Origin of the sequence: Streptomyces sp. NPDC001093, assembly GCF_040298985.1 — a bacterium.
Taxonomy (GTDB): domain Bacteria; phylum Actinomycetota; class Actinomycetes; order Streptomycetales; family Streptomycetaceae; genus Streptomyces.
This window is the reverse complement of the sequence record NZ_JBEPBF010000018.1, coordinates 88703-107622: the sequence shown is the minus strand read 5'-3', so window position 1 is coordinate 107622 and position 18920 is coordinate 88703. Positions and strand designations below refer to the sequence as shown.

Sequence of the window (18920 nt, the reverse complement as noted above, 5' to 3'; positions counted from 1 at the left end):
TCACTCCGGTGGAGGGCCGTGTGCTGGCCCTGCTCGCGGGCGGCGCCACCACGGCCGGCGCCGCCCGCGAGCTGGGCCTCAGCAAGGACGGCGTCACCTACCACCTACGGCGCCTGTCGGCCCGCTGGAACGCCGCCAACCGCACCGAACTGGTCGCCCGCGCTTACGCGTTGGGCGTCCTGAGGCCGGGGGTGTGGCCGCCGGAGGCAAGGACGTCGGAGGCGGGGTAGGGCGAGCGTCCGGTTCGGCGGAGACCGGGCCGGGACAGGCGTACACCGGAACCGGCCGACCGTGTCGGCTGAGGTCACGGTCGGCCCCCCTGCCGTGCCGCCGGGCCGACTACGCCGTGCCGGACGGCACCACAGCCGATGGCGCCTCGCCCGGAGAGGCCGTACTCGTCCTGCGGCCGGTGCCGTCGGAAGGGGCCAGAGCCCGGTACGCCGTGCCCGCGCCCTCCGGGGCGCCGAAGCGGGCCAGGGTGTGCCAGACCATCTTCAGGTCCTGGAGCTCGTGGCGGCCGGTGCGGGCCGCGTCGCCGATGATGCGCGGGGTGAGCAGGCCGCGCTCGGCGATCAGCGCGCCGAGGTCGGCGTACTCCGGGCCCCGGTAGTCGGCGTGGCGGCGCAGTGCGGTGACGGTGAGCCGGTAGCCGGGGTGCCACTCCAGCGGGAAGGGCAGGTGCCGGGCCGCCGTCTCGACCGGGGTGCCGCGGTAGCTCGCGTCGAGCACGAGGGCCTCCACGTCCCGGGCGAGCAGCACACCGCCGTGCACATGGCTCTCGACGTAGTCGTTGAGGGGATCCTGCTCGTCCGCGTCCGCGAGCGCGATCAGCGGCATCGCCGGGGCCACGCCGAAGTCGGTGGGCTCGGCCGCGCTGTCCGGATAGCAGAAGGTGGCGCGGTCCAGGACCGGGCCGGCCAGCCTGAGATGCGAGGAGCCGAAGCGCGGGGCCGCGCCGACGACCTGGTCACGGAAGTTGAGGGCGCCGTACAGCGGGCGCTCGACCGGGGGCGCATCGTCGTAGGCGCCGCCGAAGATCCGGCTCTCCCAGCGCGTCCGGTCGCCTCCCGGGTGCGCGGTGAGACCGCCGTTGCTGGTGCCGGTGACGAACTGCGAGTGGTACGCGCCGTCCCGGGCCAGCGCCTGGAGGATCGGCAGTCCGCCGGAGACGCGGTCGGGGTGGAAGTTGAGGGTGATGCGCAGACCGGGGTCGAGCGGTGGGCCGTTCACCCCGGTGGCGACATGGTCCAGCGCCCGTCGGGCGTGCGGCGGCAACCCCTGCCGGAAATCCATTGGCCCACCCTCCCCTTGACTACCTAGGCTAGTCGTGAACCTAGACCTATTAGGTTCACGGACCACCAGGTTCACGGCACCGAATCCGGAAGGACTCCCCCCATGAGATCTCTCACCGAGCAGGACATCCGCAACTCCTTTGTCAACTGCTCCAAGGGGGAGGCCAAACGGCTGGCGGTGCCGCGGGATCTCGGCGAACGCCCGTGGGACGACCTGGACTTTCTCGGCTGGCGGGATCCGGGGGCGCCCGACCGCAGCTATCTGGTCACCGAACGGGACGACCGGCTCGTCGGCGTCGCGCTCCGCTTCCAGGCCTCTCAGCGCGGGTTTCTGCACCGCAGCATGTGCTCGGTGTGTCTGACCACACATCCCGGCGGCGGGGTGACGCTGATGGCTGCGCGCAAGGCGGGGGCGGCGGGCCGCGAGGGCAACTCGGTCGGCCTGTACATGTGCACCGATCTGGCGTGTTCGCTGTATGTGCGGGGCAAGAAGGTGCCGGAGTCCGGCATGCGGTTGGAGGAGAGCCTGACGACGGAGGAGCAGATCGTCCGGACGACGGGCAATCTGCACGCGTTCGTCGACAAGCTGTATGCCTGACGGTGCCGTCTCGCGAAAGCCGGGGTGCGCAGCCGGGCGGCCGCCACCCGGTGGAGGCGGATCAACAGGTCGTGGCCGCGGGCGAGGGCGAGGGCGACGAAGCGGTGGACGGCGCCGTCCGTGCCGGTGGCGTTGAAGGTGCCCCGGTCGACGGTCAGGCCCGCGCTCACCCACCTCGCCGCCACTCCAGCACGTTCGCGACCGTCGTCCGGTCGCGGTGGCCCATGCTCGCGGCGAGCCGGGAGGGCTCGTCGAAGTCGCAGGCGTACCGGCGGGCCGGCTGTTCCACCGTGGTGACCTTCCGCACGGCCGGCCATGTACCGGCCGCCGCCCCGGGCCACCCGCCGGCCCACCCCGTCACGACACCGAGGCACCCACGCGAGAGGCTCTCCCGTCAGGACTCCGGACGCGCCCACTCCGGGTCCCGGCCGAGGAAGGCGAGCAGGGCCGCCGCCTCGTTCTGGGGGCCGTGGGATGTGAGGGCGGGCGCGAACACGCCGTACTCGCGCAGCCGTGGGACCAGCTGGTCGGCGGTCGGCCGGAGGGCAGCCGCCAGCGCCGGTGTGAGTGGCCGGTTCTGACCGGTGGCGACGGCGATGTCCCAGGCGTGCACGGCGGCGTCCAGCGCGCCCGCACCGGCGGCCAGCGGCAGGGGCAGCGGGCCCAGCGGCGTCGGCACGGATCCGGCGTCGGCGGGCAGCCCCGCATAGGCGTCGGCCACGGCGTCCAGGACCTTGTCCAGCTCGGCCGTCGGATCGCCGTGCAGGGCGTCGGCCGGCTGGAACGGGTCCTCGCCCGGCCGGCCGGCGGTGAGCGCGAGGCCGTAGGCCTGCTGGTCGATCCGCGCGTGGTTGAGCACCTGCCGAACGGTCCACTCGGAGCACGGCGTCGGCCTGCCCCAGGCCTCCTCCGGCACCCCGGCGACCACCTCGCGCAGACAGGCGTGCGCCTGCCGGAGCAGCTCGACGCCCTCGGGCTCGCCCGCGCCCTTGTTCTCCCCCATGCCGACCCCTTCCCTGGCGGTTCGACGGCCTCCCGACCGCCGCTCGAATGTGGCGGCTTCTCAACCGCCGGGATCACTGTACGAACCCTTGCGGACAGGAACGGTCCGCAATCCCGGACGTTCGATCCGCCCGAGGAACGGGAACAGGCCAAGCGATGCACGACGTACCGAAGTGGTCCACGGGACTGCGGCGTCTGCTGGAGCGCCGCCGGGAGCCGGTGGTCGTCCAGACGCTGCGGTCGGCGACGGCTGCGACGATCGCCTACGTCATCGCCCTGCGGCTGAGCCCCGAGCCAGCCCCGCTGACCGCGCCGCTGACGGCGCTGCTGGTCGTCCAGGTGACCTTCTACGCCACCCTGACCAACGGCATCCGCCGGGTGAACTCGGTGGTCGCCGGCGTGCTGGTGGCGATCGCCTTCAGCGTGCTGGTGGGGCTGACCTGGTGGAGCCTCGCCCTGCTGATCGTGGCCTCGCTGGCCGTCGGGCACCTGGTCCGGGTCGACGAGTACGTGGCCGAGGTGGCGATCAGCGCCATGCTGGTCCTCGGGGTCACCACCGTCGGGTTCACCGCCTGGGCGCGCATCGTGGAGACGCTGATCGGCGCGGTCGTCGGCACGGCCTGCAATCTTCTGCTCCCGCCCCCGGTGTGGGTGGACGAGGCGGGCCGCTCGATCGATGACCTGGCGCGCCGGATGCGGCAGTTGATGCTGCGGATGGGCGAGGAGGCCGCGGGCCGGATCCCCTGGGAGCGGGCGGCCGAGCGGCTGCACGAGGCAAGGCAGCTGGACCAGCACATCACCCAGGTGGACGCGTCCCTCAGGCAGGCCGAGGACAGCCTGCGGCTCAATCCTCGGGTCAAGGAGGGGCTGCTGCACCGGGTGGTGCTGCGCACCGGCCTGGACACGCTGGAGATCTGCACGGTGGTGCTGCGGGTGCTGGCCCGTACCTTCACGGACCTGGCCAAGGTCCGCGGGACCGAGGAACTGTTCCCGCCCCGGGTCGGGGCGACCGTGGAACAGCTGCTGTCGGAGATGGCCGACGCGGTGGTCAGTTTCGCGGTCCTGGTCACCACGCATCTGAGCGAGAACGCCGAGTCGGCGGAGGCCCGGCTGTCCGCCGAGCTGCAGACGGCGGCCGGCACCCGGGACCGGCTGGCCGAGCTGCTCCGGGAGGAGATCGGCCAGGACTGGGCGAACTGGCAGCTGCTCGGCGCCGTCCTGACCGAGACGACGCGGATCATCGACGAGCTGAACACCGAGCACCGCACCCGGCGCCTGTTCGAGGAGCTGGACCGGGTCTCCCAGAGGCAGCGGGCGAAGCTGCCCCGGATGACCCGGATGCGCGAACGGCTCGGGGTGCAGGAGGAGCTGTGGCGGAACCGTGCGGGGTTCGGTGAGCGTTCTTGGTGAGGAGGGCGCCGGGCAGGGCGCGGCGCGAAGGGTGCCGGGAGCCCGGCACGGATGCGAGGGGGCGACCGGATGGCCGGTTCCGGGGTGCGGATCGAAGGGAACACACTGCGGTTGCCCGGCGGGGTGGCGGTGCGGTTCATCCGCACACTGCGGCTGCCGGAGACGGGCACGCATCCGCTGCCGCCCGGGCTGGGCGAGTTCCCCGTCCGGCGGGTCTCGGACCATCCGGACACCGTCCCGGCCGAGTGGCGGGCGCGCGGTGGGGTGATGCTGCCGGTGTATCTGCGCGAGGCGATGTGGCTGAGCTTCTCCGGCACGACGGAGCCCGCGGCGCTCCAGGTCGGGGTCGGCAAGGTGTGCGCGGTGTCCGGCCGGCCCTGGAGCGACCGGCTCGCCCGGGACCCGCAGAACTACGTCGTACTGCCCCGCCAGCCCTGGCTGGACGGCGTGAACTCCGGCAAGGGCACCGTCCGCCAGTTCGTCGCCGTGCCGCTCGGTCTCGGCGCGACGGTGGAGGGGCAGGTCACCGGCGAGGAGGTGTGGGGCGGGGTACAGCTGCAGTCCTTCCCGCTGCGGGAGCCGCTGCTGTCCGAGTGGCGGCGCCGTGAGCGGGAGCGGGAGGAGGCGCGGCGCAGGGCCCTGGCGGCTGCGCCGACGGGCGGGTACGGGGCGCCGATGATGGCGTCCGCGCCCGGGGCGATGCCGTCTCCCGCGGCCCCGGGCGGGGCGCCCCGGGGCGCCGCCATGGGCCTCGGCGTCGGCGGCTCGATGCGCCAGGAGGTGTACCTGGACGAGCGGCCATCGACGGACTGGTCCGAGGAGCCCGCCGGGCGCGTGTTCGTGCACCTGGTCACGCCGCCGGAGTGGCGGCGCATCACCGGCGAGGCGCCCCCGCCGTCGCCGGTCGACCGGGCGACGTACACCCGGGCGGGCCTGCCCTGGTACGACTACTACGACGCCGATGCCCAGGATCTGGCCCCGACGGACACTCTCGGCGCCGTCAAGCCGGTCGGCGAGTGGCTCGGGGACGACCTGGACCCGTGGCAGGCGCCGTCCGCCGGTCAGGTGACCCCGCTGAAGGACGCGCCGGGCAAGCCGGTCGAGGACGGCGAGTGGTAAGCAGCGTTGCATGGCACGCAACACCCGTTGCCGTGCTTGCCCTTCGCGGTCGGCAGGGGCCAAGGTGGCTGTCACGACCGGGGCGAGCGACCACCTGAGGTGCTGCGTGGACACGGACGACGAGCCGGTGCCGGTGAACGGACGCTGGAGCCGGCGCCGGTTCGTCGGAGCCGTGGCGGGTACGGCGGCCGTGGTGGCGGTGCCGTCCCCGGCGGCCCCGCCGGCCGGCGGCCCGGCCGCGGCGGACGATCCCGGGCCCGCCGTGCCGGCCCGTGGGCCCTCCGGTCCGCGTCCGCTGTACGTGGGCACCTACACCTCGGTCGACGGCGGCGGCACCGGCATCGGGCTGGCCTCCTACGACCCGGCGACCGGCCGGATCAGCGGCTCCGGCACGCTCACCGGCGTCCCCGACCCGTCGTACCTCGCCGTGCACCCGGACGGCCGCACGCTGTACGCGGTGGACGAGCGCCAGGACGGCGGCGTGACGGCGGTACGCCTCGCCGACCGGCGGGTTCTCGGCACCCGCGGTGCGGGCGGCGCGGGCCCCTGTCATCTGTCGGTGCATCCCTCCGGACGCTGGCTGCTGAGCGCCGACTACGGGTCGGGCAGTGTCGCCGTGCATCCCATCGACGCCTCGGGCGCCCTGGGCGAGCGCACCGACGTCGTCACGCACACCACCCCGCCTCCCGGGCCCGGTCAACAGGGCCCGCACGCACACCAGTTCACCACCAGCCCCGACGGCGGCCATGTACTCGCGGTCGACCTCGGCACCGACACCGTCTACAGCTACCGCCTCGACCAGGCGAACGGCACGCTGACGGAGGTGGCGCAGGCGCACGCCCGGCCCGGCGCCGGACCGCGCCATCTGACCTTCCACCCGGGCGGCCGGTACGCCTATCTGGCCAACGAGGTGGACGACACGGTCACCGTCTGCGGCTATGACCCGGCCTCCGGCTGGCTGACCATCGGCGAGCCGCAGTCCACGGGCTCCGGCGCCGGCACCAACTACCCGGCGCAGTTCGTCGTGACGGCGAACGGCGGGTACGCGTTCCTGGCCAACCGGGGTGACAACAGCCTCGCGCGGTATGCGATCGAGGCCGACGGTGCCCGGCTGCGGCTGCTCGGCACGGCCCCGGTGGGCGGGGACTTCCCGCGGCAGATCGCTCTCTCGCCGGACGGCGGGCTGCTGTTCGCGGCGAACCAGCGCTCGGGGACGGTCACCGTCTTCCACGTCGACGCGGGCAGCGGTGAACTCCGGTCGGCCGGCGAGCCGTTCGCCTCACCCGTCGCCGTCTGCGCGCTGCCGCTGTAGCGCGCGGGGACAGGCGGCGGCGGTGGCCTGGGCCAGCAGGGCGTGCATGCGCTCGGTGAGCTGGCCGACGTCGTCGGCGGGCGCGTGGAAGGGCAGCCGTACGTCGCCGTGGGCGTGGGTGCGCTCGATGCGCAGGGTCAGTCCGTGGCGGTCGACGGCGAGGGGCAGCACCCGGGTCGCGGCGTGCAGGCTCTCCGGCCGCACCAGGCGGGTCAGCCGCTCGACGGCGTCCGGGTGGGCGTCGGCGAGGTGGGTCAGGAGCCGGGCCTCGGCCTCGGCGAGCGGGTCGGGCCGGGCGGCGGCGTACTCGCCCAGGTCGACCACCACGGCCCCGGAGGACCGCCGCAGCACCACGCGCGTGGGCCGGAACAGCAGGGCGCCGCGGTCCGCGGCGAACCAGCCGGCGAGGTGGAGCCGGGCCCGGATCCGGCCGCGCACCGGTACGGGGGCCACGTCGGCGAACTCGAGCACGGCGGAGGGTTCCTGGCGTGGGGCGCAGATGGCCGCGGTCAGCAGGGCGCTGTCGTCGGGCGCCGTCAGCCGCACGGCGCCGTCGTCGGTCACGGTGTGCGCGCCGACGTACTCCTCACGGGCGCCGTCCGCGGTCACCGTGCACGACCAGGCGGCGGCCAGCACCGACCGAGCCCGTTCCGCCGCGCCGGGTGCGGCCGTCCAGTCCTGCGTGTCACCCATCCGAGACCTCCTTAGGTAAGCCTTGCCTAACCTATCGGAGATCCGGGCGTGCGCCAACCGCACCCACCGGCGGAAAGGATCGGCCAGGGTCAGGTGATGACACCCAGCAGCGCCCGCGCGCACAGGTCGCGCACCTGCTCCCGGGTCAACTCGCCGTCGCGCAGCCACTCCAGACAGACGGCGGTGGTGAAGGCGAGCCAGCCGCGTACGGCCAGGCGGACGTGCGGGGCGCTCTCGAAGACGGGGCCGAACTCGGGGTCGGCGGCGAGCGCGGCGAGGATCTGCTGCTCCTGGGCGGCCAGGGCCCGCTGGTAGACCCGGCGGACGGCCTGGTCGCCGGCCGCGTCGGCGCGGTGGAAGGCGCGGAAGCCGTGGGCGTGGGCCTGGACGTAACCGAGGTAGGTGTCGAGCCCGGCGGTGAGCTGCTCGCGCACCGGCAGGCCGGGCACGGCCGCCGTCATGCGCAGCATCCGCTCGCTCTCGCGCTCGACGACCGCCGCGAAGAAGTCCCGCTTGGTCGGGAAGTAGTGGTACAGCAGCCCGCGGGAGACCCCCGCGATCTCGGCGACCTGCTCGATCCACACGTCGTCGTAGGGGCTCTCCGAGAACAGCTTCGCGCCGACCGACAGCAGCTGCTCACGCCGTTCCTGGGTGCTGAGTCTGCGCCGGGCGCGCTCCCCCTGGTTCGCGGGCATGGCGTCACTTTACTTGACGCGGGTTCAACAAGCGGACCAGACTGAAACCGGTTATTGAACCCACGTACAACACGGCGCGCGCACGGCTTCACCTCGCAGGTTCAACGGTCCGCTGGATCAAGGGAGATCGGCGTCATGGCGGAGACGACGCAGGGGACGCAGACGACGGAGACACGGCTGCCGAAGGGTTTCCGGAGCGCCGAACTGGGCTGGCCCGAGCTGCACCGGATCCCGCATCCGCCGCACCGGGTGCCGTTGCTCGGCGATGTGCTCGGCGCCGACCGGCGCAAGCCGGTGCAGGACTCCATGCGCTTCGCGCGCGACCTGGGGCCGATCTTCCGGCGGCGGGCCTTCGGCAAGGAGTTCGTGTTCGTGTGGGGCGCGCGGCCGGCCGCCGACCTGGCCGACGAGTCCCGGTTCGCCAAGCACGTCGGTCTCGGCGTGGCCAATCTGCGGCCGGTCGCCGGGGACGGCCTGTTCACCGCCTACAACCACGAGCCCAACTGGCAGCTGGCGCACGACGTCCTGGCGCCCGGCTTCAGCCGGGAGGCCATGGAGGGCTACCACGGGATGATGCTGGCGGTCGCGGAGCGCCTGACCGCTCACTGGGACCGTGAGGCGGCGGCCGGGCGGACGGTGGACGTGCCCGGGGACATGACCAAACTGACCCTGGAGACGATCGCGCGCACCGGGTTCGGGCACGACTTCGGCTCCTTCGAGCGGGACCGCCCGCATCCCTTCGTCACCGCGATGGTCGGCACGCTCACCTACGCCCAGCGCCTCAACAGCGTGCCCGGACCGCTGGCCCCGCTGCTGCTGCGCACCGCCGCCCGGCGCAACGCGGCCGACATGGCCCTCCTGAACAGGACGGTCGACGACCTGGTCGCGCAGCGGCGCCGGTCGGGCCGCGGGGACGGCGACCTGCTGGACCGGATGCTGGAGACGGCGCATCCGGAAACGGGCGAGAGGCTGTCGGCGGAGAACGTCCGCAGGCAGGTGATCACATTCCTGGTCGCGGGCCACGAGACCACCTCCGGCGCGCTCTCCTTCGCCCTGTACTACCTCGCCCGGCACCCGGAGATCGCCGCCCGGGCCCGCGCCGAGGTGGACCGCGTCTGGGGCGAGGACGCACGGCCCGGCTACGACCAGGTGGCCAAGCTGCGCTATGTCCGCCGGGTGCTGGACGAGTCCCTGCGGCTGTGGCCGACCGCCCCGGCCTTCGCCCGGGAGGCCCGGCAGGACACCGTGCTCGCCGACGACCACCCGATGCTCCGGGGCGCGTGGGCACTGGTGCTGACCCCGATGCTGCACCGCGACCCGGAGGTCTGGGGCGAGGACGCCGAGCGCTTCGACCCGGACCGCTTCGAGGCGGCGGCCGTACGGTCTCGTCCCCCGCACACCTTCAAACCGTTCGGCACCGGGGCGCGGGCCTGCATCGGCCGCCAGTTCGCCCTGCACGAGGCCACCCTGGTCCTCGGCCTCCTGCTGCGCCGCTACGACCTGCTGCCCGACCCGGCCTACCGGCTGACCGTGACCGAACGGCTGACGGTGATGCCGGAGGGGCTGCGACTGGGCTTGGAGCGGTGCAAGCACCCCGAAGGGGCGCGCGGCGATGACGGCCGCGCGGCCGCCGCCGCGGAGGCGCGAGCGGCCACGACGGGCCCGCAGGCGCACGACGCCGTGTCCCGGTACCCCCAGCGGATCGCTCGATCAACCGCCGGTTGTCCGGTGCACCGGGCGGGTGACTGACGCGGGCAGCCGGGTCCCGACGCCACCGCGGACCGCGTGGCGCATGATCGCTCCCCTGCCGCGCCACCGCCACCGGTGCACGGGTCAGGACCACCGGACGAGCCCGTATTCACCCGTTCGGCCCACGTGAGATCGCCTGCCCGTACCGGAGGGCCTTCAGTCGTGGATGGAGACCTTCCGGTACTCAGACGTTCCGGCAAAGGAGTCGCTCATGACCGCCAGGCCCCACTTTGCCCTTGCCGCCGCGCTGAGCGGCGCCGCGCTCACCGTCCAGCTCCTGTTCGGCGCCGCCCCGTCCACGGCCGCCGCGAGTCCGTCGCCGTCACCGTCCTTCAAGGTCGGCGAACCCATACCGGCGTCCAGCGCCGGACTCCCGATCTGTCTCACGCGCGTCGACACCACGTTCGTGCTGCTCTACCGGCAACGCGCGATCGTCGTGGCCGGCACCGGCCATGTCGTCCAGCGGATCCTGTCGCCCGGCGGGGCCTACGACGACGGCACCGTGCAGCTGCGCTTCAACACGGACGCCAAGAGCATCACGTACACGCCGCAGGGCGAGCGGTCCCCCAGCACCGAGGTGTGCAGGCCTCGCAGGTAGAACTCATCGTCCGAACACCTCGAAGGCCACCGCCGGTGTGCCGCCGCAGCGTTCACCGGTGGTCCTGGCGCTGGTGGTCAGGAAGGTGCGGGCATACGTTTCCGGGTCCTCGTCGGTCAACGCCTCGACGTAGGTGCGGTGTTCGACCAGCGAGCGCACCGCCCGCTCCAGGCCGGGCCCCGCGTCGACCGCGTGGGTGGGCCGGCTGGAGCCGGCGACCGCCACCCAGCGGACACCGTCCCAGGGTTCGAGGCCCTGCTCGGTGAGTTCCGGGAAGATCCACCGGTTGCCGGCGTCCGCGACGGCGTCCAGGGTGGCCCGGCCCACGGCGACGTGGTCCGGGGTGTTCCAGGCGGCCTCGCCCCAGGTGTCGCGGTGGTTGAGGCTGAGGACGAGTTCGGGCCGGTGCCGGCGGATCGCGGCGGCGATGTCCCGGCGCAGCGCGGGGCCGTACTCGATCACACCGTCCCGGTGGTCGAGGAACTCCACGGTGGTGACGCCGACGACGGCGGCACCGGCCCGCTGCTCGCGCTCGCGCAGCGGGCCGCACGTGGCGGGGTCGAGGGTGTCGATGCCGGCCTCGCCGCGGGTCGCCGGCACATAGCCGACCTCGCGGCCGCCGTCGGTCCAGGCCGCGACGGCCCCGGCGCAGCCGTATTCGAGGTCGTCGGGTGCGCCACCACGGCCAGGGCGCGCTGCCAGTCGTCGGGCATCGGCTGGAGTCGAGTGCTCCGGGGCTCGGTCATGGGCCGCACAGTACGCTCCGCCGGGGGCCGCGATGGGTGGGTGCCCCCATGGGGCGTCGGCCGGCCGGGCCCGTCGTGGCTTGTCGCGCCCACGCGGCGGTTGCCGCAGCTCGGCACAGCCCCGCGCCCCTTCGGGGCGCTCCTCACACCTCGTCTCTTGCCATCGCCAGCAGGCGGTCCAGTACCCGCGGTGCGCCCGTGCGCAGGCCGTCGTGTTCGAACTCGTCGGTGACCCAGGTGCGCAGGCCGCGGATCGCGCGGGCGGTCTCCAGCGAGTGTGCGGTGTCGACGTACATGTCGTCGTGGTAGACGGCCGCCACGACCGGGACCTCGTTGGCGGCGAGGCGGGCGGGGTCGTACAGGGGCTGCCAGTCGGTGCGGGCGGCGAGCAGGTCGGCCGTCTCGCGCAGCGGGCGCAGGGCCGGGTCCGCCTCGAACATCCAGGGGTGGACCGTCTCGCCGGTGAACAGCACCGGGGTGTCGCCGGCGAGGGCCTTGGCCGCGTCGAACTGCGGGAACTCGGCGCGGACACGCTCGGCGGACCAGGCCGTGGGCCGGGCGTCCTGGCCGTAGATCGACTCGTGGACGAGCGCGTAGAGGGGGTGGGCGGCGTACGACAGCAGGGACTGGGCCTGTTCCTGGAAGGCGTCGGACAGTTCCAGGCCGACCGGTGTGCGCACGAAGGCGTCCTCCAGGAGGTGGTGCAGCCGGTGGCTGCCCTCGCTGGTGCCGAGCATCAGCCCGAGGGACTGGAAGGCCTCGACGGTGAAGCGGTAGCCGTTCGGGAGGGTCACTTCGTGGGTCAGCAGGTGGTCGGCGATACGGCGGGCCCGCTCGACGTCCTGGGGGTAGCGGGCGTAGTGCGCGGTGACCTTGCGTTCGATGCGCGGGTAGGCCGCGCGGTAGACGGCGTCGGCGTGGGCGTGCAGGGAGGGCAGGCCTCCGGTGATGACGGCGGTGTCCAGGCCCTCGGGGGCGAGGGAGAGGTACGACACCGTGCAGAAGCCGCCGAAGCTCTGGCCGAGCACGGTCCAGGGGGCGCCGCCGGTGACCTGCGGGCGGATGGCCTCGCAGTCCCGGACGATGGAGTCGGCGCGGAAACGGGTGAGGTAGTCGGCCTGCTCGGCGGGGCCGCCGCGCAGCGGGGGCGTCTGCCGGGAGGCCGGGGTGGAGCCGCCGGTGCCGCGCTGGTCGAGCAGCAGCACGCGGTAGTCCTTCAGCGCCCGGTCGAGCCAGGACTGACGTCCGACGAAACGATTCGCCCCGAAGCCGGGACCACCCTGGAGATACAGCAGCCACGGCAGCTCCTGCCCGGCCCTGTCGCTCGCGACGACCTCACGGGCGTACAGCTCGATCGTCTCCCCGTCCGGGGCGGCGTGGTCGAGGGGCACGGTGAAACGGCGGTCGGTGAGGATGACACCGGGCTGGCGGTAGCTGAGGCTCAACGGGTCTCCCGGGACGGACGGTACGGACGGGTCCCAGTTCAGCACATGACCGGACCCGCGCAGAGCCCAGGGATCATGGATTGTTACTGAATTTCCGGTCAGCGCCCGGCCCGCGGTGCTCAGCGTGCGGCGAGGCTGGAGCGGCGCACCACCAGCTCCGGCTGGAGCACCACCCTGCGGTGCTCGTGGGTCCGCTCGCCCTCCCCCTGCTCGGTCTCCTCCAGCAGCAGCTCGGCGGCGAGGGAGCCCATCGTGACGGCGGGCTGCCGTACGGAGGTCAGCGGTACGGCGGCGGCCGCCGCGAACTCGATGTCGTCGTAGCCGACGATCGCCAGGTCGTCGGGGACGGTGACACCGGCCGCGTACATGGCCTGCAGCACGCCGAGGGCGAGCAGATCGTTGGCGCAGAACACGGCGGTGGGGCGGTCCGCGAGGCCCAGCAGGCGGGCACCGGCGTCGCGGCCCGCGGCCACGTCGAGGCGTTCGGTGGGCAGCTCGCGCAGCGCCTCGGGGCCGAGCCCCGCCTCGGCCAGGGCGTTCAGGGCGCCGGTACGGCGGTCGCGGACCTGGTTGAGGCCGGGCGGTCCGCTGACATAGGCGATGGAGCGGTGTCCGGCGTCCACCAGGTGGCGGACCGCCAGCGCACCGCCGGCCACGTCGTCCACGGACACCGAGCACTCGCTGGTGCCCTCGGCGACCCGGTCGACCAGCACGAACGGGATGCCGTGCCGGCGGAAGGCCTCGATGTTGCGGCCGGTGGCGTCGGCGGGGGTCAGCAGCACGCCCCGCACCCGCTGCTCGGCGAAGAGCGCCAGGTAGTCGGCCTCTTCGGCGGCGTTCTGGGCGCTGTTGCACACCATCACACCGAGCCCCGCCTCACGGGCCGCCCGCTCGGCGCCACGGGCCACGTCCACGAAGAACGGGTTGCCCATGTCGAGCACGAGCAGCCCCATGATCCGGCTGCGGCCCGCGCGCAGCTGCCGCGCGGACTCGCTGCGGACATAGCCGAGCCGGTCGATCGCGGACTGCACCCGCGCCCGCGTCTCACTGGCGACCGTGTCCGGGCGGTTGATGACGTTCGACACCGTGCCCACCGACACTCCGGCGGCGCGGGCGACGTCCTTGATACCCACCGACTGGGCCATCGGATTTCAGACCTCCAGGGATGACGAGGGGCGGCGGGCGGATCCTCACATTACCGTCACCGCCCCCTGTGACGGTCGGCTCAGGCAGGCAGGGAGAACTCCACGACGCGCAGCGCCGAGGGCGTCGTACCGGTGGACCTCTCCTGGTACATGAACGACAGCACGTCGTCGGACTTCGCGCGCATCTCGTCGATCACGACCTCGCCGAAGGCGCCCAGGCCGCCGCCGTCGAAGAGCAGGGTCCAGTCGGTGTAGCCGGAGGATCTGGAGGCGCCGGCGATACGGCCGTACGGGAAGACCGCGTAGGCGTTGTCGTACTTGTCCAGGACCAGCTTGGTGCGCTGGCTGGACTCCAGGGGGACCGGGATCTCGGTCTTGGTCCAGTCGCCGGAGGAGTTCTTGCGGAGGTGGAACGCGCGGCCGTTCGCGGTGCGGTCGGCGACGTAGTCGGTGGTGCACTGGCCGAAGCGGCCGGGGACATAGCTGATGATCGCGTGCGGCAGACCGGTGGAGTCGGCCCACTGGCTCTCCTGGTTCATCAGGCAGTGGTCGGGGCCGAGGGGGTCGACGACCAGTCCCGGGTCGGTGACGGAGACGGTGTCCGGGGTGCCCGTGGTGGCGACGGGGGTGCCCGCGTCGTTGCGCCAGGTGCGGCCGCGGTCGGTGGAGTACACGTAGCCCGTGTCGTGGTTGGTGATGCCGCCGCTGCCGCACATCACGGCGGCGTTCTGCTCGCGCCAGGTGAAGAAGGAGTGCAGCCGGCCGCCGGCGTCGTAGTCGATGCCGTGCAGGTACATGTTGCGGGCCGTGCTGGAGCCGTGCGAGCTGGTGTAGGTGCCGGTGGAGCCCGACCACTCCCCCAGTGCCGTCCAGGACGAACCGTCGTACTCCGCCAGGGCGTTGCGGCCGTCGCCGGAGATGCCGGCCCGGTAGCTGAGCTGGAGCCTGCCCTCCGGGGTGGAGACGAACTGCGGGTAGGTGAACTGCGAGGTGAGCGCGAGGCCGTCGAGGGAGGTCTGGACGGGGCCGAAGACGGACGGGCTCCACGGTGTGGACGCCGGGTCGTCGAGGAGGCCGGCGACGGACTTCACGTAGAAGAAGCCGTCGCTGTGGGAGTCCATGTCGAGGTGCAGGCGGCCGTCCAGCCGGGAGACGCCCATGGAGATGACGTTGTGCGAGTCGCTCGCCTTGAGGACGTGCGCGAGGGTGACCGCCGACCAGGTGCCGCCGCCGGCGGCCCGGCGGGCGACGACCGCGTTGCCGGTGGCGGTGTACCAGGCGGCGTACTGGTGGCCCTTGTACGTCAGCAGCCCGTTCTTCTGGAACGAGTTGTTGTTGACCAGGCCGTCGTAGGAGACGAAGTAGACGGCCCGGGAGTCGAGCAGGGTCGTGCTCCTCCTTCTGACCGAGGGACCGGGGCCGGCGGCCCGTGCGATGCCCGGCGTCGCCACGGCGGCCAGTACGGCCGAGGCGAGCACGGTGCGGCATTTCATGAGCGGCTCCGGGGAAGGGGGTGTCAGGCGAGGTGGAAGACCTCGGTGAGCGGCTTCATGGCCTCGTCGGGGCGGGATCCGTCGAGGGACTCGAAGAAGGGGGCCATCTCGGCCTGCCAGCGGGCGTTGACCTCGGTGGCTTCCATGCCGGCCAGGGCGGCACCGAAGTCGTCGGTCTCCAGGTAGCCGACGAGCAGGCCGTCGTCGCGCAGGAAGAGGGAGTAGTTGTGCCAGCCGGTGGCGGAGAGCGCTTCGCGCATCTCCGGCCACACGGCGGCGTGGCGTTCGCGGTACTCGGTGATCCGGTCCTCGCGGACCTTGAGCAGGAAACAGACGCGCTGCATGAAGTACCGCCCCCGGGTCAGAAGTCGAAGTCGTCGATGTTCTTGGCGTTGAACACGGTCGGCTTGCCGAGGTTGATCACGCCGTCCTTGCCGATGGTGTATGTCGTGCCGCCGGCCTTGAACGTCTCGCCCTCCTTGCCGGTGACCTGTCCCGACGCCAGCGCCACCGCGGTCCGCGCGGCCAGGTCGCCGAGCTTCGCCGGGTCCCACAGCTCGAAGGCGTCGACGGTGCCGTTCTTGACGTACTTGCGCATGTCGTTCGGGGTGCCGAGGCCGGTCAGCCTGACCTTGCCCTTGTACTTGGAGCCGGACAGGTACTGGGCGGCCGCCTTGATGCCGACGGTGGTCGGGGAAATGATCCCCTTCAGGTCCGGGTACTGCTGGAGCAGGCCCTGGGTCTGCTGGAAGGACTGCTGGGCGTCGTCGTTGCCGTAGGCGACCTTGACCAGCTTGACGTTCTTGTACTTCGGGTCCGCCAGCTCCTTCTTCATGTAGTCGATCCAGGTGTTCTGGTTGGTCGCGGTCTGCGCGGCCGACAGGATCGCGATCTGGCCCTTGTAGCCGATCTGCTGCGCGAGCAGCTGCACCTCGGTACGGCCCAGGTCCTCGGCGCTTGCCTGCGAGACGAAGGCGTTGCGGCAGTCGGCGGTGGTGTCGGAGTCGTAGGTGACGACCTTGATGCCGTTCTTCATGGCTTGCTTCAGCGCGGTGCACAGGGCGCCGGGGTCCTGCGCGGAGACGGCCATCGCGTCGACCTGCTGCTGGGTGAGCGTGTTGACGTAGGAGACCTGGCCGGAGGTGTCGGTGGCGCTGGACGGGCCGACCTCCTTGTACTTCGAGCCGAGGCCGGCGAGGGCCTGCTCGCCGCCTTTGTCGGCGGAGGTGAAATAGGGGTTGTTGACCTGCTTGGGCAGGAAGCCGACGGTCAGGCCCTTCTTGGTGGCCGCGTTCGGGTCGGCCTTGCCGGCCGCCGCGCCCGAGCCGCCGTCGCTCTTCACGTCGTTCTTGGTGGTGCCGCCGCAGGCGGTCAGGGCGAGTGCGAGGGAGGTGGCGGCGGCGAGGGCCGCGCAGGCACGGCGGATCGACGACTTGCGCATGGCGAGGTTTCCTTTACGGGGGTGGGCGGAGGAACGGGTCATGCCACAGGCGTGGGGGGAGCCTCGGGCACCGGCGCCGAGGCGGCTCTGCGGCCGGCCCTGGCGACGGAGACCTGCCGTGCGACCCGGGGGCCGAGCACGGAGACGACGAGCAGCACGCCGGTGACCACGATCTGGGACTGCGCGGAGACGTTCAGCAGGCTCATCACGTTCTGCAGCGCCCCCAGCAGGAACACACCGGCGATGGCACCGCCGAGCGTGCCCTTGCCGCCGTCGAAGTCGATGCCGCCGAGCAACACGGCCGCGACGACGGACAGTTCGAGGCCGGTGGCGTTGTCGTAGCGGGCGCTGGCGTAGTGCAGGGCCCAGAAGACGCCGGTGAGGGAGGCCATGAAGCCGGTGACTGCGAACAGCAGCAGCTTGGCCCGCTTGACCCGGATCCCGGCGAACCGCGCGGCCTCCTCACTGGCGCCGATCGCGAACAGCGAGCGTCCGAAGGGGGTGGCGTGCAGGACGACGACGGCGACGGCGAGCAGCACCAGGAAGGGCGGGAAGGCCTGCGGGAGGAAGGAGTTCCCGATCCGTCCGGCCGCGAAGTCGAGGTACTGGGTGGGGAAGTCGGTGACCGCGTCGGAGCCGAGGACGATCTGGGCGATGCCCCGGTAGGCGGCGAGGGTGCCGATGGTGACGGCGAGCGACGGCAGTCCGAGCCGGGTCACCAGCAGGCCGTTGACCAGCCCGCACACCACCCCGAGCAGCAGGCACAGCGGGATGATCGTCTCGATGGCCATGCCCTCGTTCCACAGCCTGCCCATGACCGCGCCGGACAGACCGGCCGTGGAGGCCACCGACAGGTCGATCTCGCCGGAGACGACCAGCAACGTCATCGGCAGCGCGATCAGTGCGATGGGCAGGGTGTTGCCGATCAGGAACGACAGGTTGAGGGCGTTGCCGAAGCCGTCGACGAAGCAGAAGGACAGCAGGAGCAGGACGATCAGCAGGGCGCCGACGACCGTGTCCCAGCGGACGGCACGGGTCAGGGACTCAGGCACGAGCCTCCCCCTTCTGTACGGCGGACTTCGCGGAGGCCGGGTTCTTCTTCAGGGCGGCCGCCACCCGCAGCCCGACGATCCGGTCGACGGCGATGGCGAGCAGGAGCAGCACGCCGTTGATGGCGAGGACCCACACGGAGCTGACGCCGAGTGCGGGCAGCACGCTGTTGACGGAGGTCAGCAGCAGGGCGCCGAGCGCGGCGCCGTACACGCTGCCCGAGCCGCCGGTGAAGACGACACCGCCGACGACGACCGCGCTGACGACGGTGAGTTCGTAACCGTTGCCGGTGCCGGAGTCGACGTTGCCGAACCGGGCCAGGTACATGGCCCCGGCGAGGCCCGTGAGGGCGCCGCAGAAGGTGTAGGCGAGCAGGATGCGCCTGCGGACCGGGATGCCGGCGAGACGGGCGGCCTCCGGGTTGGAGCCGAGGGCGTACAGCTCACGGCCGCTGCCGAAGTGCTTGAGGTAGTACGCGGTGGCGACCAGCACGGCGAGGGCGATGAGCGCCAGGTACGGCACGGCGGACAGTCCGCCGGAGCCGAAGTCGACGAAGCCCGGGGGGAGGTCGGCCGCGGTGATCTGGCGGGAGCCGACCCAGATGGAGTCGATGCCGCGGATGATGTAGAGCGTGCCCAGGGTGACCACCAGCGCGGGCACCTGGCCGAGGCTGACCAGCAAGCCGTTGACCAGGCCGAAGCCGATGCCGAGCAGCACCGCGAGGACGATCGCGACGACCGGGTCGCCGCCGCCGTGCAGACAGGTGCCGGCGGCGAAGGCGCTGATGCCGAGGGTGGAGCCGACGGACAGGTCGACGTTGCGGGTGATGACCACCAGCGACTGGCCGGTGGCGACCAGGACCAGGATGGTCGCGTTCAGCAGCAGGTCCTTGATGCCCTGCTCGGACAGGAACTGGCTGTTGCCCGCCTGCGTGACCACGATCATCACCAGGAAGACGGCCAGGATGGCGAGTTCACGCATCCTGAAGACGCGGTCGACCAGACGGGTGCCGCCGGAGCGGGGCGCCTCGGCGACGGGGGTGGGGTTGGGGCTGGTCAGCGTCATGCGACGGCCCTCCTGATGGCTGCGGCCATGGTCGTCGTCCCCGTTCCTGCGTCCCGCGCCACCGCCC

Annotated in this window: 19 protein-coding genes and 1 pseudogene; 7 read left to right on the top strand and 13 right to left on the bottom strand. The window is 72.5% G+C overall.

What is annotated here, in order from left to right:
* The coding region (locus ABT288_RS12270; RefSeq protein WP_351605687.1) for a LuxR C-terminal-related transcriptional regulator at positions 1 to 230 on the top strand (230 nt) is incomplete at its 5' end.
* A gap of 109 nt (positions 231 to 339) precedes the next feature.
* Here the strand turns inward: ABT288_RS12270 and ABT288_RS12265 are convergent.
* Positions 340 to 1293: a DUF3626 domain-containing protein gene (locus tag ABT288_RS12265; RefSeq protein ID WP_351605684.1), complete on the bottom strand. Its 954-nt coding sequence runs from the start codon at positions 1291 to 1293 to the stop codon at positions 340 to 342.
* A gap of 102 nt (positions 1294 to 1395) precedes the next feature.
* On the opposite strand from ABT288_RS12265, the gene ABT288_RS12260 reads away from it, so the two are divergent.
* A complete protein-coding gene (locus ABT288_RS12260) occupies positions 1396 to 1890 on the top strand; it encodes an FBP domain-containing protein (protein WP_351605681.1) in 495 nt (164 codons plus the stop codon).
* 166 nt (positions 1891 to 2056) lie between these two features.
* Here ABT288_RS12260 and ABT288_RS12255 read toward each other — a convergent pair whose 3' ends face one another.
* Positions 2057 to 2197 carry a hypothetical protein gene (locus ABT288_RS12255; protein WP_351605679.1) on the bottom strand — a complete coding sequence of 47 codons (141 nt, stop codon included), beginning with the start codon at positions 2195 to 2197 and terminating at the stop codon, positions 2057 to 2059.
* 87 nt (positions 2198 to 2284) lie between these two features.
* Complete coding sequence (locus tag ABT288_RS12250; RefSeq protein WP_351605677.1) at positions 2285 to 2893, bottom strand: TIGR03086 family metal-binding protein; 609 nt, start codon at positions 2891 to 2893, stop codon at positions 2285 to 2287.
* A gap of 155 nt (positions 2894 to 3048) precedes the next feature.
* Between ABT288_RS12250 and ABT288_RS12245 the strand changes: the two genes are divergently transcribed.
* The 3 genes from ABT288_RS12245 to ABT288_RS12235 all read left to right on the top strand — a co-directional run bounded on the left by ABT288_RS12245 (position 3049) and on the right by ABT288_RS12235 (position 6733).
* A complete protein-coding gene (locus ABT288_RS12245; RefSeq protein ID WP_351605674.1) occupies positions 3049 to 4302 on the top strand; it encodes an FUSC family protein in 1254 nt (417 codons plus the stop codon).
* 69 nt (positions 4303 to 4371) lie between these two features.
* Positions 4372 to 5421 carry a hypothetical protein gene (locus ABT288_RS12240; RefSeq protein WP_351605671.1) on the top strand — a complete coding sequence of 350 codons (1050 nt, stop codon included), beginning with the start codon at positions 4372 to 4374 and terminating at the stop codon, positions 5419 to 5421.
* Between the two features lie 106 nt (positions 5422 to 5527).
* Positions 5528 to 6733: a lactonase family protein gene (locus tag ABT288_RS12235; protein WP_502972742.1), complete on the top strand. Its 1206-nt coding sequence runs from the start codon at positions 5528 to 5530 to the stop codon at positions 6731 to 6733.
* Here the strand turns inward: ABT288_RS12235 and ABT288_RS12230 are convergent.
* Positions 6701 to 7426, bottom strand: coding sequence for a DUF2470 domain-containing protein (locus ABT288_RS12230; protein ID WP_351605669.1), 726 nt, complete (start codon positions 7424 to 7426; stop codon positions 6701 to 6703). The genes ABT288_RS12235 and ABT288_RS12230 overlap by 33 nt on opposite strands.
* Before the next feature lie 89 nt (positions 7427 to 7515).
* Positions 7516 to 8121 (bottom strand): TetR/AcrR family transcriptional regulator, encoded by a 606-nt coding sequence (locus tag ABT288_RS12225; RefSeq protein WP_351605666.1) that lies wholly within the window; start codon positions 8119 to 8121, stop codon positions 7516 to 7518.
* 135 nt (positions 8122 to 8256) lie between these two features.
* Here ABT288_RS12225 and ABT288_RS12220 point away from each other — a divergent pair, with 135 nt between their 5' ends.
* Together ABT288_RS12220 and ABT288_RS12215 are read left to right on the top strand one after the other, a co-directional pair.
* Positions 8257 to 9870: a cytochrome P450 gene (locus ABT288_RS12220; protein ID WP_351605663.1), complete on the top strand. Its 1614-nt coding sequence runs from the start codon at positions 8257 to 8259 to the stop codon at positions 9868 to 9870.
* A 211-nt stretch (positions 9871 to 10081) separates the two neighbouring features.
* Entirely contained in the window at positions 10082 to 10468 is a 387-nt protein-coding gene (locus ABT288_RS12215) for a hypothetical protein (protein WP_351605661.1), read from the top strand.
* 3 nt (positions 10469 to 10471) lie between these two features.
* Here the strand turns inward: ABT288_RS12215 and ABT288_RS12210 are convergent.
* From ABT288_RS12210 to ABT288_RS12175, 8 genes and pseudogenes are all read right to left on the bottom strand, one after another.
* Positions 10472 to 11214: pseudogene (locus ABT288_RS12210) on the bottom strand (PIG-L deacetylase family protein).
* 143 nt (positions 11215 to 11357) lie between these two features.
* Positions 11358 to 12659, bottom strand: coding sequence for an alpha/beta fold hydrolase (locus ABT288_RS12205; protein WP_351605658.1), 1302 nt, complete (start codon positions 12657 to 12659; stop codon positions 11358 to 11360).
* Positions 12660 to 12778: 119 nt separating this feature from the next.
* The gene (locus ABT288_RS12200; protein ID WP_351605656.1) at positions 12779 to 13804 is read right to left on the bottom strand and encodes a LacI family DNA-binding transcriptional regulator; all 1026 of its coding nucleotides are present in this window, start codon (positions 13802 to 13804) and stop codon (positions 12779 to 12781) included.
* Between the two features lie 80 nt (positions 13805 to 13884).
* The gene (locus ABT288_RS12195; RefSeq protein ID WP_351605653.1) at positions 13885 to 15297 is read right to left on the bottom strand and encodes a BNR repeat-containing protein; all 1413 of its coding nucleotides are present in this window, start codon (positions 15295 to 15297) and stop codon (positions 13885 to 13887) included.
* Between the two features lie 23 nt (positions 15298 to 15320).
* Positions 15321 to 15641: an L-rhamnose mutarotase gene (locus ABT288_RS12190; RefSeq protein WP_351605651.1), complete on the bottom strand. Its 321-nt coding sequence runs from the start codon at positions 15639 to 15641 to the stop codon at positions 15321 to 15323.
* 17 nt (positions 15642 to 15658) lie between these two features.
* Entirely contained in the window at positions 15659 to 16738 is a 1080-nt protein-coding gene (gene rhaS, locus ABT288_RS12185; RefSeq protein WP_351605648.1) for a rhamnose ABC transporter substrate-binding protein, read from the bottom strand.
* A gap of 38 nt (positions 16739 to 16776) precedes the next feature.
* On the bottom strand, positions 16777 to 17790 hold the full coding sequence (locus ABT288_RS12180; protein WP_351605644.1) for an ABC transporter permease: 1014 nt from the start codon (positions 17788 to 17790) through the stop codon (positions 16777 to 16779).
* Positions 17783 to 18853 (bottom strand): ABC transporter permease, encoded by a 1071-nt coding sequence (locus ABT288_RS12175; protein WP_351605642.1) that lies wholly within the window; start codon positions 18851 to 18853, stop codon positions 17783 to 17785. The genes ABT288_RS12180 and ABT288_RS12175 overlap by 8 nt, the downstream gene beginning before the upstream one ends.
* Between the last annotated feature and the right edge of the window lie 67 nt (positions 18854 to 18920).

What these genes read in the sequence shown, in the direction of transcription:
- ABT288_RS12265 (WP_351605684.1), bottom strand. Translation starts at nt 1,293, where the DNA reads ATGGATTTCCGGCAGGGGTTGCCGCCGCACGCCCGACGGGCGCTGGAC.
- ABT288_RS12260 (WP_351605681.1), top strand. Translation starts at nt 1,396, where the DNA reads ATGAGATCTCTCACCGAGCAGGACATCCGCAACTCCTTTGTCAACTGC.
- ABT288_RS12250 (WP_351605677.1), bottom strand. Translation starts at nt 2,893, where the DNA reads ATGGGGGAGAACAAGGGCGCGGGCGAGCCCGAGGGCGTCGAGCTGCTC.
- ABT288_RS12245 (WP_351605674.1), top strand. Translation starts at nt 3,049, where the DNA reads ATGCACGACGTACCGAAGTGGTCCACGGGACTGCGGCGTCTGCTGGAG.
- ABT288_RS12240 (WP_351605671.1), top strand. Translation starts at nt 4,372, where the DNA reads ATGGCCGGTTCCGGGGTGCGGATCGAAGGGAACACACTGCGGTTGCCC.
- ABT288_RS12230 (WP_351605669.1), bottom strand. Translation starts at nt 7,426, where the DNA reads ATGGGTGACACGCAGGACTGGACGGCCGCACCCGGCGCGGCGGAACGG.
- ABT288_RS12225 (WP_351605666.1), bottom strand. Translation starts at nt 8,121, where the DNA reads ATGCCCGCGAACCAGGGGGAGCGCGCCCGGCGCAGACTCAGCACCCAG.
- ABT288_RS12220 (WP_351605663.1), top strand. Translation starts at nt 8,257, where the DNA reads ATGGCGGAGACGACGCAGGGGACGCAGACGACGGAGACACGGCTGCCG.
- ABT288_RS12215 (WP_351605661.1), top strand. Translation starts at nt 10,082, where the DNA reads ATGACCGCCAGGCCCCACTTTGCCCTTGCCGCCGCGCTGAGCGGCGCC.
- ABT288_RS12200 (WP_351605656.1), bottom strand. Translation starts at nt 13,804, where the DNA reads ATGGCCCAGTCGGTGGGTATCAAGGACGTCGCCCGCGCCGCCGGAGTG.
- ABT288_RS12195 (WP_351605653.1), bottom strand. Translation starts at nt 15,297, where the DNA reads ATGAAATGCCGCACCGTGCTCGCCTCGGCCGTACTGGCCGCCGTGGCG.
- ABT288_RS12190 (WP_351605651.1), bottom strand. Translation starts at nt 15,641, where the DNA reads ATGCAGCGCGTCTGTTTCCTGCTCAAGGTCCGCGAGGACCGGATCACC.
- rhaS (WP_351605648.1), bottom strand. Translation starts at nt 16,738, where the DNA reads ATGCGCAAGTCGTCGATCCGCCGTGCCTGCGCGGCCCTCGCCGCCGCC.
- ABT288_RS12175 (WP_351605642.1), bottom strand. Translation starts at nt 18,853, where the DNA reads ATGACGCTGACCAGCCCCAACCCCACCCCCGTCGCCGAGGCGCCCCGC.